Consider the following 13,284-nt stretch of genomic DNA (forward strand, 5'->3'; position numbering starts at 1 on the left):
CAGCTCCAGCTCATGGACAACCGCAAGGACCCGACGTCGAAGACGAAGGCGTTGATCGGCGTCACCGTCGTCTCCCGCTGCTTCCGGCCGTCCTGGGACGGCGGCGGCTCGCCGACGCGCTGTGGCCGCCCCGCGTCACCCGGGCACAGCTCGTCGTCGCCCTGCTGCTGTTCGTCCTCGGTCTGGGGCTCGCCATCCAGGTCTCCTCGACCAGCGACAACAGCGCCCTGCGCGGGGCCCGGCAGGAGGACCTCGTCCGCATCCTCGACGAACTCGACGACCGGACCCAGCGTCTGGAGGACGAGAAGGCCCGCCTGGAGCAGCAGCGGTCGGAGCTGGAGTCCAGCTCCGACCAGGCCGAGGAGGCCCGCAAGCAGACCCAGGAGAAGGAGCGGCAGCTCGGCATCCTCGCCGGCACCGTCGCCGCCGAGGGGCCCGGCATCACCCTCACCGTGACCGACCCGGCCGGGGCGGTGGAGTCCGACATGCTCCTCGACGCCATCCAGGAGCTCCGCGCGGCCGGTGCGGAGGCGATCCAGGTCAACGGCGTCCGCGTCGTCGCGGACAGCTATTTCACCGGTAGCGGTGACGAGATGCGGATCGATGGAACGAAGGTGGCCGCTCCGTACGTCTTCAAGGTCATCGGCAAGCCGGAAGATCTCGAGCCCGCGCTCAACATCCCCGGCGGTGTCGTCCAGACCCTGGAGAAGGAGCAGGCCACGGCCACGGTGGAGCGGTCGGCGAAGATCGTCGTCGACGCCTTGCGACCCGCGAAGCGGCCTGACTACGCTCGGTCGTCCTCGCAGTGAGAGGGGCGAGGGGGGTCCCGCGACATGGGCTCGGCGTTGCGGGGGGTCGGCGCACCACAACGGTGGTGCGTGGTGGAAACTGTCCGGAGGATACGGACGTTGTGAAGGTGTCCGGGTCGGCAGGTGTGATGGATCTCGGTTCGTCCTGCCCCACGGGCGGGTCTGTTTCGGTCAAGGGGAATCGCCCGTGAAGTTGTTTGCGAAGTTGTTCGGCAAGAGCGCACGCGAGGACGGCGGCAACGCCAAACACCGCGCGCAGCGCCACGCCCAGAGCGAGGAACAGGGTGGCGAGCGCCCCCTCTTCCGTGACGAGGTCGGTGGCCGGGGGGGTGACATTCCGGGCACACAGGGCGCGTCTTCTGTTGACCCTGCCGGGGCCGCCCGCATAGGTTTCGGAGAACCATCAACCTCAAGTACGGGTGGAGGGTTCAACCCCGATCCGTATGCGACACAGACCTCCGCGGGGCAGCCGCGGCAGGAGGATGCGTCCATGCCGGTGTGTACGAGGTGCGGTCACCGCAACGCGGCCGACAGCCGTTTCTGCTCCCACTGCGGCGCGCCGCTGCGGGGCGGGGTCGCCGCCGAGCGGGCGTCCGAGACGACGTCGACGATCTCCATCTCGGGGCTCGAGGCGTACGACTCGGAAACCACCGGCCAGATCGCGATGCCGTCGCTGTCGCCCGAGGCGCTGGCGGCCGTCGAGGCGCTGCCGCCGGGCTCCGCGCTCCTGGTGGTGCGCCGCGGCCCGAACTCGGGCAGCCGGTTCCTCCTGGACGGCGAGCTGACCACGGCGGGGCGTCATCCGCAGAGCGACATCTTCCTCGACGACGTGACGGTCTCCCGCCGCCACGTGGAGTTCCGTCGGGGACAGGACGGCACCTTCACGGTGTCGGACGTCGGCAGCCTCAACGGCACCTATGTGAACCGCGAGCCGATCGAGTCGGTGGTTCTGTCCAACGGCGACGAGGTGCAGATCGGCAAGTACCGGCTGGTCTTCCACTCGAGCCAGCGGGGCGCCTGACGCCCCGGAGAACCTTCAGGGAAGGTCCATGCTGCGAACACCGACGGGCGGTGCCGGTTCCGGCGCCGCCGGCGCGGGCGACCGGCTGGTCAGCATCGGCACGGTGCTCAACCAGTTGCGCGACGAGTTTCCCGAAGTGACGATCTCCAAGATCCGGTTCCTGGAGGCCGAAGGCCTCGTCGAGCCCCGGCGCACGGCCTCCGGGTACCGGAAGTTCAGCCCGCAGGACGTCGAGCGGCTCGCTCGGATCCTGCGGATGCAGCGGGACCACTACCTCCCGCTGAAGGTGATCCGCGAACACCTCGACGCCCTGGCCCGGGGTGAGCGGGTCGCGCTGCCGGCGCCCGGCCGGCGCGACCTGGCGGCCGACGGGGGCGAGCCCGAGCAGGAGCGGCCGACGGCCGCGCGGATCGGCAGGGCCGAGCTACTCGCCGCCACCGGGGTCGGGGAGAGCGAACTCGCCGAGTGGGAGTCGTACGGTCTGGTCGCGGAGACGGCGGGCGGCGGCTACGACGCCGAGACCGTGACCGTGGCCCGGCTCGTCGCGGACCTCGGGAGGTTCGGTCTCGAACCGCGCCACCTGCGCGGTGTCAAGGCCGCCGCGGACCGGGAGGCCGGGCTGGTGGAACAGGTGGTCGCGCCGCTGCGCCGGCACCGGAATCCGCAGACCAGGGCCCATGCGGAGGCCACCGCGAAAGAGCTCGCGACTCTCTCCGTACGGCTCCACGCGGCACTGGTACAGACCGCGCTCGGGGTCCGTCTGCCGTGATCTTGTCCGGGCCCGACTATCCAAACCGGTCGGGCACGTCCTAGGGTTGCTGTGTGAACGAGCTCGACGTTGTGGGTGTCCGGGTCGAAATGCCCTCCAACCAGCCGATCGTGCTCCTGCGCGAAGTGGGAGGCGATCGCTACCTCCCCATCTGGATCGGACCGGGGGAGGCGACGGCCATCGCCTTCGCCCAGCAGGGCATGGCGCCGCCGAGGCCGCTGACGCACGACCTGTTCAAGGACGTGCTGGAGGCCGTGGGCCAGGAGCTGACGCAGGTCCGCATCACCGATCTGAGGGACGGGGTGTTCTACGCCGAGCTGGTCTTCGCCAGCGGCGTGGAGGTGAGTGCCCGGCCGTCGGACGCGATAGCGCTGGCGCTGCGGATGGGTACGCCGATCTTCGGCAGTGACGGTGTCCTGGACGACGCCGGCATCGCGATTCCGGACGAGCAGGAGGACGAGGTGGAGAAGTTCCGCGAGTTCCTCGACCAGATCTCACCGGAGGACTTCGGGAGCCAGTGACCGGCGGCCACGAGCCGTTCGCGGGGCGCTGTCAGAGCATTCGAGTAGCCTTTCCCGGGAGAGGGACACGGGAAACCACCCTCAGGGTGATTATCACTCGGCGTGCCGAGTGTGGCGATCGTTGACGCACCCCAAGTGACTGCCTACCTTCGTGTGGGCAGGTCAAGGACGGAGGGTCGGCGTGATGAGCAGCGCGGACGGTACGGCAGGGAGCTCCCTCGGACGCGTGTCCGGAGAGAGCGCTCCGTATCCGCTTCACGACAGGGTGGGCGACTTCGGCACGGACGCGGGTGAAGGCCTGGCGGCCGAAGCCGTGGGCTACCGCGGTCCGACGGCCTGTGCGGCGGCCGGTATCACCTACCGCCAACTGGACTACTGGGCGCGCACCGGGCTCGTGGAGCCGAGCGTGCGGCCCGCCTACGGGTCGGGGACGCAGCGGCTGTACAGCTTCCGCGACGTCGTCGTCCTGAAGATCGTCAAGCGGTTCCTCGACACCGGCGTGGCCCTGCAGAACATCCGGGCCGCCGTCCAGCACCTGCGGGCGCGGGGCTTTCGCGACCTGGAGCGCATGACGCTCATGAGCGACGGCGCCACCGTGTACGAGTGCTCCTCGCCCGACGAGGTGGTGAGCCTCCTCCAGGGCGGTCAGGGTGTCTTCGGCATCGCCGTGGGCGTCGTCTGGCGCGACGTGGAGGCGGCTCTCTCGCAGCTGCACGGCGAGCGGGTCGACACGGGCGAGACGCTGATCGGGCACAATCCGGGCGACGAACTGGCCCGGCGGCGGCGCGACCGGGCCGTCTGAGCCCCGGGTCCGGCGGCCGGCCGGTCCTGCCGGGTTTCCTGTCGGTGAGTCCGATGTCAGTGGCATGGGGCAGCATCGGAGGCGTGAGAGCCGCGCCGACGATCCTGCATCTGGACATGGATGCGTTCTTCGCCGCCGCCGAGCAGGCGGCGAAGCCCAGCCTGCGCGGAAAACCGGTGATCGTCGGCGGTCTCGGGCCGCGCGGCGTGGTGGCCACCGCCTCCTACGAGGCGCGGCGCTTCGGGGTGCACTCCGCCATGCCGATGGGGCAGGCGCGGCGGCTCGCGCCGAACGCCGCCTTTCTCGTGGCGCGCTTCGCCTTCTACCGGTCGATCAGTGAGCAGGTGATGGAGCTGCTCGGGCGGCTGTCGCCGCTCGTGGAGCCGCTGAGCCTGGACGAGGCCTTCGTCGATCTGGAGGCCGGGGGAGTGGCCGACGACAGCGCGAGCGCGCGGGCCGCCGGGGAGCGGCTGCGGGCCGACATCCTGGCCACCACCGGCCTGACCGGTTCCGTCGGTCTCGCCGGGTCCAAGATGATCGCCAAGATCGCCTCCGAGGAGGCCAAACCCGACGGACTCGTGCTCATCGAGCCGGGCACCGAGCGGGAGCTCCTCGGGCCCCGGTCGGTACGGATCCTGCCCGGCGTCGGCCCGGCCACCGGGGAGCACCTGCGGCGGGCCGGGATGACCACGGTCGCCGATCTGGCGGAGGCCGGTGAGGACGAGCTCGTACGGCTCCTGGGGAAGGCGCACGGGGCCTCGCTGCACCGGATGGCCCAGGGGTACGACGACCGGCCGGTGGTGGCCGAGCGGGACGCCAAGTCGGTGTCGGTCGAGGACACCTTCGACGTGGACCTGCACGACCGGGTACGGATCCGCACGGAGGTGGAGCGGCTCGCCGAGCGGTGCGTGGGGCGGCTGCGCGCCTCGGGGCACTCCGGGCGGACCATCGTGCTCAAGGTGCGGCGGTACGACTTCTCGACGCTGACCCGCTCCGAGACGCTGCGCGGGCCCACGGACGACCCGGTGGTCGTACGGGAGGCGGCGGGGCGGCTCCTGGAGGCGGTGGACACCACGGGGGGCGTGCGGCTCCTGGGTGTCGGGGTCAGCGGCCTCGCCGACTACACGCAGGAGGACCTCTTCGCGCAGTTCGCGGAGGCGGCGGAGTCCATGGCCGGCGGGCGCGACACCGGGGAGGCCGAGGCCCCGGCGGAGCCCGCCGCCTCCCTCCCCGGCGACCCCGCCCGGACCGCTCCGGCCGAGGAGCGGCACTGGTCCCCGGGGCAGGACGTACGGCACGCCGTGCACGGGGCGGGCTGGGTCCAGGGCAGCGGGGTCGGACGCGTCACCGTCCGCTTCGAGGAGCCCTGGTCCCCGCCGGGTCGGGTGCGGACCTTCGCCGTGGACGATCCGGATCTGGAGCCGTCCGAGCCGCTTCCGCTGGTGCGGGGGACGGGGCGGGGGACCGGTGTGCCGGGGCGCGCGGACGCGGCGGGCGGAGGAGCGGCGGCCTGACCCGTCGGCGGCCCCCGGAGCCGTACGTCCTGCCCGAGGGTGTGCGGGCCGTCAGGGGCCGTCCTGGCCCGCCAGGCGCCCGAAGTCCGTGTCCGGTGTGTCCCCGGGCGGGGGCGGCAGGGCGAGGCTGTAGTGGCGGTAGAGCTGGAGTTCCTGCTCGGGGGAGAGGTGCCGGCCGACGCCGAAGTCCGGGGCGTCCTTGATCAGCGCCCGCTCGTACGGGACATGGAGCCCGTCGTCGACCAGTTCGCTCGGCGCCAGGGGGACGAAGGCGTCCCGGCTGAAGAGACCCGTGCGGACGGCGGCCCACTCCGGGACGCCGGTCGCGTCGTCCAGGTACACCTCGTCCACCGTCCCGATTCTGTGTCCGTTCCGGTCGTACGCCTTGCGGCCGATCAGGCTGCGCGGATCGATGTCGGTCTGCACGGTCCCTCCAACTGGTCGCAGCTGCTCCACACCCCTACGAAAGGGCACATCCGGGATGTCGGCCACTTGAGCGATGGGCGGCACAACGGCGCTGGTAGGCTGGCTGTGGCTGTCGACCCCGTGCGGGAGAGTCCCCCGGAGAAAGCTTCCGGTGGCGCCGAAGGAGCAAATCCTCCCCGGAATCTCTCAGGCCCCTGTACCGCGCGGACGAGGTCACTCTGGAAAGCAGAGCGGGAGTCCGACGGCATCCGCTCTCACCGACGGTGAAAGCCGGCGTGCCCTCGGGCGTGCCGGTGAAGCTCTCAGGTTGAGATGACAGAGGGGGAGGCCGTCCGGGCACCCGCGCCGTGGTGCCCCTCGCAGGTCGTGACGACCAGGAGGCCCCCGCACATGACCGCCAACCGCATCCCGCTCTCCGAGCTCGAGCAGGGCATTCCCTTCGAGCAGCGGCACATCGGCCCCGACGCCGAGGCGCGCGCCAAGATGCTCGCCCAGGTCGGCTACGGCTCGCTGGACGAGCTCACCGCCGCCGCGGTGCCGGACGTGATCAAGAACGCCGAGGCGCTGGGCCTGCCCGGTGCCCGGACGGAGGCCGAGGTCCTCGCCGAGCTGCGCGACCTCGCCGACCGCAACCAGGTCCTCGCCCCGATGATCGGACTCGGCTACTACGGGACCTTCACCCCGCCGGTGATCCTGCGGAACGTGATGGAGAACCCCGCCTGGTACACGGCCTACACCCCGTACCAGCCGGAGATCTCCCAGGGCCGCCTCGAGGCCCTGCTGAACTTCCAGACCATGGTCGCCGACCTGACCGGTCTGCCCACCTCGGGCGCCTCGCTGCTCGACGAGAGCACCGCCGCCGCCGAGGCCATGGCGCTCTCGCGGCGCGTCGGCAAGGTCAAGAACGGTGTCTTCGTCGTCGACGCCGACGCCCTGCCGCAGACCATCGCGGTCATCCGGACGCGGGCCGAACCGACCGGGGTCGAGGTCGTCGTCACCGACCTGTCCGCCGGCATCCCGGCCGAGGTCGCCGAGCGCGGCGTCTTCGGCGTGCTGCTGCAGTACCCGGGCGCCTCCGGTGCCGTCCGGGACATCAAGCCGGTCATCGACCAGGCCCACGAGCTCGGCGCGATCGTCACCGTCGCCGCCGACCTGCTCGCCCTCACGCTGCTCGCCTCGCCCGGCTCCCTCGGCGCCGACATCGCCGTGGGCACCACCCAGCGCTTCGGCGTCCCCATGGGCTTCGGCGGCCCGCACGCCGGCTACATGGCCGTCCAGGACAAGCACGCCCGCTCCCTCCCCGGCCGCCTCGTGGGCGTCTCCGTCGACGCCGACGGCAACCGCGCCTACCGCCTGGCCCTGCAGACCCGCGAGCAGCACATCCGCCGCGAGAAGGCCACCAGCAACATCTGCACCGCCCAGGTGCTGCTCGCCGTCATGGCCGGCATGTACGCCGTCTACCACGGTCCGGACGGTCTGCGGCAGATCGCCGAGCGCACCCACCGGTACGCCGCCATCCTCGCCGCCGGTCTGCGCGCCGGAGGCGTGGAGCTGGTCCAGGGCGCCTTCTTCGACACCCTGACCGCCCGGGTACCGGGCCGCGCCGACGCGATCGTGGCCGCCGCCCGCGAGGCCGGGGTCAACCTGTACCGCGCCGACGCCGACCACGTGTCGATGTCCTGCGACGAGACCACCACCCGCGCCCAGCTCGCGGCCGTGTGGGGTGCCTTCGGCGTCACCGCCGACGTCGAGGCCCTCGACGCGGTCACCGAGAACGCGCTGCCCGCCGACGCGCTGCGCTCCGACGCGTACCTGACCCACCCGGTCTTCCACGCGCACCGCTCCGAGACCTCGATGCTGCGCTACCTGCGCAGGCTGGCCGACCGCGACTACGCGCTCGACCGCGGCATGATCCCGCTGGGCTCGTGCACCATGAAGCTCAACGCGACGACCGAGATGGAGTCGGTGACCTGGCCCGAGTTCGGCCAGATCCACCCCTTCGCCCCGGTCGAGCAGGCCCAGGGCTACCTCACGCTCATCACCGAGCTGGAGGAGCGCCTCGCCGAGGTGACCGGCTACGACAAGGTCTCCCTCCAGCCGAACGCCGGTTCTCAGGGGGAGCTCGCGGGTCTCCTCGCGGTCCGCGCCTATCACCGCGCCAACGGCGACGAGCAGCGCACGGTCTGCCTCATCCCCTCCTCCGCGCACGGCACCAACGCCGCCTCCGCCGTGATGGCCGGCATGAAGGTCGTCGTCGTCAGGACCGCCGACGACGGCGAGGTCGACGTCGAGGACCTGCGCGCCAAGATCGCGCAGTACCGCGACGAGCTGTCCGTCCTGATGATCACCTACCCGTCGACGCACGGCGTCTTCGAGGAGCACGTCGCGGACATCTGCGCCGAGGTGCACGAGGCCGGCGGCCAGGTGTACGTGGACGGCGCCAACCTCAACGCGCTGGTCGGCCTCGCCAAGCCCGGAAAGTTCGGCGGCGACGTCTCGCACCTGAACCTGCACAAGACCTTCTGCATCCCGCACGGCGGCGGCGGCCCCGGCGTCGGCCCGGTCGCGGTGCGCGCGCACCTCGCCCCGTACCTGCCGAACCACCCGCTCCAGCCCACCGCGGGCCCGGAGACCGGCGTCGGCCCGATCTCGGCCGCCCCGTGGGGTTCCGCCGGCATCCTGCCGATCTCCTGGTCGTACGTCCGCCTCATGGGCGGCGAGGGCCTCAAGCGCGCCACGCAGGTCGCCGTCCTCGCGGCCAACTACATCGCCAAGCGCCTGGAGCCGCACTACCCGGTGCTCTACACCGGTCCGGCCGGGCTGGTCGCCCACGAGTGCATCGTGGACCTGCGCCCGCTCTCCAAGGCGACCGGGGTCAGCGTCGACGACATCGCCAAGCGACTGATCGACTACGGCTTCCACGCGCCGACCATGTCCTTCCCGGTCGCCGGCACGCTGATGATCGAGCCCACCGAGTCCGAGGACCTGACCGAGCTCGACCGCTTCTGCGACACGATGATCGCGATCCGGGCCGAGATCGAGAAGGTCGCCACGGGCGTGTGGCCGGCCGACGACAACCCGCTGCACAACGCCCCGCACACCGCCGCCGCGCTGGGCGGCGAGTGGAACCACCCGTACACCCGAGACGAGGCCGTCTTCCCGGCCGGCGTCTCGGCCGCCGACAAGTACTGGCCGCCGGTGCGCCGGATCGACGGCGCCTTCGGCGACCGGAACCTGGTCTGCTCCTGCCCGCCGCTGGACGAGTACGACCACTGAGCCGCGCGGCTCGCACGGCCGAGGGCCGGCCCGGAGAACTCCTCCGGGCCGGCCCTCGGCCGTTTCCGCCGCGGTCAGGCGGCGGTCGTGACCCGGCCCGTCGTCAGCGGCCGGTGCGGTGCGATGATCTGGCCGTCCGGCAGCAGTTCACCGGTGTCCTCGAAGAGGAGGACGCCGTTGCACAGCAGGCTCCAGCCCTGCTCCGGGTGGTGCGCCATCAGGCGGGCCGCCTCCCGGTCGGCGGAGTCGGCGGTGGGACAGGCAGGCTGGTGCTGGCACATGGGTGGGTTCTTTCGCTGCGTCGTGGTGGATGTCCTGCGGCTCGCGCTCATGGCCGCCCCCGTCGGTCGGTTCGATGGTCCCAGTCTTGCCTCACGGACGGCCTTCCGCAGGGATTTCGCGTCAGCTCGTCCTCTCCGGGGAAGACGCATCACCCGCAGGGGCGGTTCAGGTCAACCCCCCCGTCACTTCGGGTGGTTCGGGATGGCCCGAGCGGGCTAGTCCGTACGGGAGGGGTGTTCGGGAGCGGTGTTCGGGCGGGTGTGGGCGCCGTCCCCGGACAGCGGTGCGCCCCGTGATCCGGCCGGATCACGGGGCGGCGTCGGGGTGTGACGGGGGTGGATCAGGCGGGCGCCGCCGAGCCCGCGAGGGGCGGCGGCGCGAGGCGGGTCGTCAGCACGGGCAGGAGGTCGGCGATCCGGTACGGGCGGTGGGCCGCGATTCCGGGCGGTGCGGGGGCCAGCGGCACCAGGATGTCGGCCGCCGCGGGCGCCACCGGGGTGTCCTCCCCGTCCGGCTCGGCGTGCAGCCAGAGCGTCAGCATGTAGAGCTCCGGGATGGAGAGCAGCCGGGGCTGGTACGTGGTGGGCAGCGCCTCGGCCTGGGCCAGGGCCCGCTCCGTCGAGAGGACGTACGGTCCCTCGAAGAAGTGCGAGAAGGACCAGCCGTCCGGGGTGAGCATCGTGTCCGCGGCGGCGATCGCCCGGTCACCGCTTCGGATCAGGAAGCGCCAGCCGACGAGCCGGGTGCGGGGTGTCGCCGCGGGGGGTGCTCCGGGGGTGGCCCCGGGCACGCCGGTGACGCCGAGGACGTGCACGGGCAGCGGGAGTTCGGGGCTCAGCGGCCCCTGTGCGGCCCGCAGTGCGGGAGTTCGGGTCTCGCTCACCGCGGTGGGGGAGCCGAGCGCCGCGAGGACACTGCGGAGGGCCGGCGCGGGGGCCGGGGAACGTCGGAGCATGGTGGGTCGCCTCTCACTCAGGAGACACGGTGACGCGTGGGCAGGTACACGACGGCGCTGTCGGCGGCGGGGCCAGAGAGGGGGCCATGCGGCCATGGCCGGGCGCCAACACTCTGCCTCGTCCGCGGAGTTTATACGACACGTGTTCACACAGTGTTTCCGCTAGACGGCCCCGTTATTCCTGACAAGACGTCAACAAGCCGTATTACGGGGCAGTTGAAACGGAATAGTGACATCGGCGAGGCCGCTGCCTGCGCATTCCCCGGGGCGGCGGACGGCTGAATTATGACCCCACCCCGGAAGGCAATATGACATTGGTATATGACGACGGCGGAGTGTCGTCGGACCGTGCCGATGGAGTGCTCGGTGCAGCCTAACCGCCGACGGCCTCGGCGCGCAGGGGTTGTGGATCAGCGGGGTGGGCACAATCGTCCGTGACACGCGGCCGTCGTGGCGGCCGCCCAGGGCGGGAGGGACCCTTAGATGGGGGAGAAAGTCGTGGCGGACGGGTTCGCCCCGGCCGACCGGCAGCGGTACCGGAGGAAACTCCAGCAGTGCCTCGCGGGACTCGCGAGACTGCTGGCGGAGAAGAGGTTCGACCGTCCGCGCAATCTCATGGGACTGGAGATCGAACTCAATCTCGCGGGCGCCGACGGACTGCCCCGCATGCTCAACGGACCCGTTCTCCAGAAGATCGCCAGCCCCGATTTCCAGACGGAACTCGGAATGTTCAACCTGGAAGTGAACATCGCGCCCCACCGCCTCGCCGGCCGGGTATTCGACCGGCTCGCCGAAGAGGTGGGAACGAGCCTCGGATACGCCGACCGCAAGGCCGCCGAACTCGACGCGGGCGTGCTCATGATCGGCATATTGCCCACGCTCGCCCAGCGTGATCTGGTCTTCGAGAACCTGTCGGCGGCCGACCGCTACACGCTGCTCAACGACCAGATCCTCGCCGCGCGCGGGGAGGACTTCACCCTCGACATCCATGGCGTCGAACGGCTCCTGTGCACCTCGGAGTCGATCGTCCCCGAGGCGGCCTGCACCTCCGTCCAGCTCCACCTCCAGGTCACGCCCGCCCGGTTCGCCGCCGTCTGGAACGCCGCCCAGGCCGTGGCCGGCGTCCAGATAGCCCTGGGGGCCAACGCTCCCTTCGTCTTCGGCCGCGAACTGTGGCGCGAGTCCCGGCCGCCCCTCTTCCTCCAGGCCACCGACACCCGGCCCCCTGAGCTCCAGGCGCAGGGCGTGCGCCCGCGCACCTGGTTCGGGGAGCGGTGGGTGGACTCGGCGTACGAGCTCTTCGAGGAGAACCTGCGCTACTTCCCCGCCCTGCTGCCGATCTGCGACGACGAGGACCCCCTCCTCGTCCTCGACGAGGGCCGGGTGCCGCGCCTGCAGGAACTCGTCCTGCACAACGGCACCATCTACCGCTGGAACCGCCCCGTGTACGGCTGGGTGGACGGCGTCCCCCACCTGCGCGTGGAGAACCGGGTGCTGCCCGCGGGCCCCACCGTCACCGACGTCATCGCCAACGCGGCCTTCTACTACGGACTCGTGCGCTCGCTCGCCGACGACCCCCGCCCGGTGTGGAAGCGGATGGAGTTCGCGGACGCGGAGGCCAACTTCGACACCGCCTGCCGGTACGGCATCGAGGCGGAACTGCGCTGGCCCCGGCAGGGGCGCGCCGGCGGGGTCGCCACCCTGCCCGCCGTACGGCTCGTCCTGGACGAGCTGCTGCCGCTCGCCGCGGCCGGGCTCGACGCCTGGCACGTGGAGCCGGCCGACCGGGACTTCTACCTCGGAGTGATCGAACAGCGCTGTCTGCGGCGGGTCAACGGCGCCTCCTGGCAGGCCGACACCTTCCACAAGGCGCGGGGTGACGGCCTGGACCGCGAGGCGGCGCTCGCCGCCACCACCCGCCGCTACCGGGAGCTGACGCTGACCGGCGAGCCCGTGCACACCTGGCCGGTGGGGACCGGCTGACCGCGGCCGGCCCGTCTCCCGCTCGATGCGGCCGGCGCGTGCGCGATCATGTCAGGGTGGTCGTGCTCGGGGCGTGACCGGGAACGGAAGACGGGTGTGGTGGTGTCGGAACGACGGATGAGCGAACCCCTGCCGGCCGAGGGAGTGCCGCCGCGCGTCCTGCGCTCCGAGACGCTCCTCGTGCTGGCCCTCTCGCTCGGCGCGAGCGCGGTGTCCTCGCTCATCAGCTTCGTCGGCTCGCTCACCCGGCCCGGGTCGCTCAAGGAACAGGCGGCCACGCTCAACGGCTCGTACGCCCCGGGGCGGCCGTGGCTCGACCTGTCCTGGCAGCTGTTCGGCATCGCGACGGCGCTGGTGCCCGTCCTCCTCGTGGCGCACCTGCTGCTGCGGGAAGGCGCCGGAATGCGGGCGATCGGCTTCGACCGGACGCGGCCCTGGCCGGACCTCGGGCGCGGGACGCTGGTCGCCGCCGCGATCGGCAGCGCGGGACTCGCCTTCTACCTGGCGGCGCGGGCGTCCGGCTTCAACTTGACGGTGGTGCCCGAATCGCTGCCCGAGGTGTGGTGGAAGTACCCCGTCCTGATCCTCTCCGCGGTGCAGAACTCCGTGGTGGAGGAGGTGATCGTCATCGGCTACCTGCTGCGCCGGCTGGACGGGCTGGGCTGGTCGCCGGTGGCGGCGCTGGCGGCCAGCTCGGTGCTGCGCGGCTCGTACCACCTCTACCAGGGCGTCGGCGGCTTCATCGGCAACGTCGTCATGGGCGTCGTCTTCGTGCTCCTCTACCGGCGCTGGGGGCGGGTCGGTCCGCTGGTGGTGGCGCACGCCCTGCTCGACATCGTGGCCTTCGTCGGATACGGGCTGCTGGCGGGCGAGGTCGGGTGGCTGCCGACCGTCTGACGGGGGTGTGAGGAAGGGGCGTACGGCGT

At 71.7% G+C, this 13,284-nt stretch carries 12 protein-coding genes and 2 riboswitches; of the genes, 9 read left to right on the top strand and 3 right to left on the bottom strand.

The window, feature by feature from the left end; translation table 11 throughout:
* The first annotated feature begins 77 nt into the window (after positions 1-77).
* From ABTY40_RS29625 to ABTY40_RS29650, 6 genes are all read left to right on the top strand, one after another.
* Entirely contained in the window at positions 78-809 is a 732-nt protein-coding gene (locus ABTY40_RS29625; protein WP_352062362.1) for a DUF881 domain-containing protein, read from the top strand.
* A gap of 79 nt (positions 810-888) precedes the next feature.
* Positions 889-1,830, top strand: a complete 942-nt coding sequence (locus tag ABTY40_RS29630; protein ID WP_352062363.1) for an FHA domain-containing protein — start codon at positions 889-891, stop codon at positions 1,828-1,830.
* Positions 1,831-1,858: 28 nt separating this feature from the next.
* Positions 1,859-2,599: a transcriptional regulator FtsR gene (gene ftsR, locus ABTY40_RS29635; protein ID WP_352062335.1), complete on the top strand. Its 741-nt coding sequence runs from the start codon at positions 1,859-1,861 to the stop codon at positions 2,597-2,599.
* A 53-nt stretch (positions 2,600-2,652) separates the two neighbouring features.
* A complete protein-coding gene (locus tag ABTY40_RS29640) occupies positions 2,653-3,120 on the top strand; it encodes a bifunctional nuclease family protein (protein ID WP_309053375.1) in 468 nt (155 codons plus the stop codon).
* A gap of 184 nt (positions 3,121-3,304) precedes the next feature.
* Positions 3,305-3,922 carry a MerR family transcriptional regulator gene (locus tag ABTY40_RS29645; protein WP_352062336.1) on the top strand — a complete coding sequence of 206 codons (618 nt, stop codon included), beginning with the start codon at positions 3,305-3,307 and terminating at the stop codon, positions 3,920-3,922.
* Positions 3,923-4,005: 83 nt separating this feature from the next.
* Positions 4,006-5,436 carry a DNA polymerase IV gene (locus tag ABTY40_RS29650; protein ID WP_352062337.1) on the top strand — a complete coding sequence of 477 codons (1,431 nt, stop codon included), beginning with the start codon at positions 4,006-4,008 and terminating at the stop codon, positions 5,434-5,436.
* A 51-nt stretch (positions 5,437-5,487) separates the two neighbouring features.
* Here the strand turns inward: ABTY40_RS29650 and ABTY40_RS29655 are convergent, their stop codons facing one another.
* Positions 5,488-5,862, bottom strand: coding sequence for a PRC-barrel domain-containing protein (locus ABTY40_RS29655; protein ID WP_345286559.1), 375 nt, complete (start codon positions 5,860-5,862; stop codon positions 5,488-5,490).
* 113 nt (positions 5,863-5,975) lie between these two features.
* Positions 5,976-6,074: riboswitch (glycine riboswitch) on the top strand.
* Position 6,075: 1 nt separating this feature from the next.
* Positions 6,076-6,188, top strand: a riboswitch (glycine riboswitch).
* 64 nt (positions 6,189-6,252) lie between these two features.
* Between ABTY40_RS29655 and gcvP the strand changes: the two genes are divergently transcribed.
* Positions 6,253-9,138, top strand: coding sequence for an aminomethyl-transferring glycine dehydrogenase (gcvP, locus tag ABTY40_RS29660; protein WP_352062338.1), 2,886 nt, complete (start codon positions 6,253-6,255; stop codon positions 9,136-9,138).
* Between the two features lie 74 nt (positions 9,139-9,212).
* Here gcvP and ABTY40_RS29665 read toward each other — a convergent pair whose 3' ends face one another.
* Together ABTY40_RS29665 and ABTY40_RS29670 are read right to left on the bottom strand one after the other, a co-directional pair.
* Positions 9,213-9,419 (bottom strand): DUF5999 family protein, encoded by a 207-nt coding sequence (locus tag ABTY40_RS29665; RefSeq protein WP_345286555.1) that lies wholly within the window; start codon positions 9,417-9,419, stop codon positions 9,213-9,215.
* A 341-nt stretch (positions 9,420-9,760) separates the two neighbouring features.
* Positions 9,761-10,375: a hypothetical protein gene (locus tag ABTY40_RS29670; protein WP_352062339.1), complete on the bottom strand. Its 615-nt coding sequence runs from the start codon at positions 10,373-10,375 to the stop codon at positions 9,761-9,763.
* Between the two features lie 483 nt (positions 10,376-10,858).
* Here ABTY40_RS29670 and ABTY40_RS29675 point away from each other — a divergent pair, with 483 nt between their 5' ends.
* Both ABTY40_RS29675 and ABTY40_RS29680 read left to right on the top strand, forming a co-directional pair.
* Positions 10,859-12,358, top strand: coding sequence for a glutamate-cysteine ligase family protein (locus ABTY40_RS29675; RefSeq protein ID WP_352062340.1), 1,500 nt, complete (start codon positions 10,859-10,861; stop codon positions 12,356-12,358).
* Positions 12,359-12,475: 117 nt separating this feature from the next.
* Positions 12,476-13,255, top strand: a complete 780-nt coding sequence (locus ABTY40_RS29680) for a CPBP family intramembrane glutamic endopeptidase (RefSeq protein WP_352062341.1) — start codon at positions 12,476-12,478, stop codon at positions 13,253-13,255.
* Positions 13,256-13,284 lie beyond the last annotated feature (29 nt).

It is taken from the genome of Streptomyces sp. NPDC126503 (assembly GCF_040302405.1).
In the GTDB taxonomy this organism is placed as follows: domain Bacteria; phylum Actinomycetota; class Actinomycetes; order Streptomycetales; family Streptomycetaceae; genus Streptomyces; species Streptomyces gulbargensis.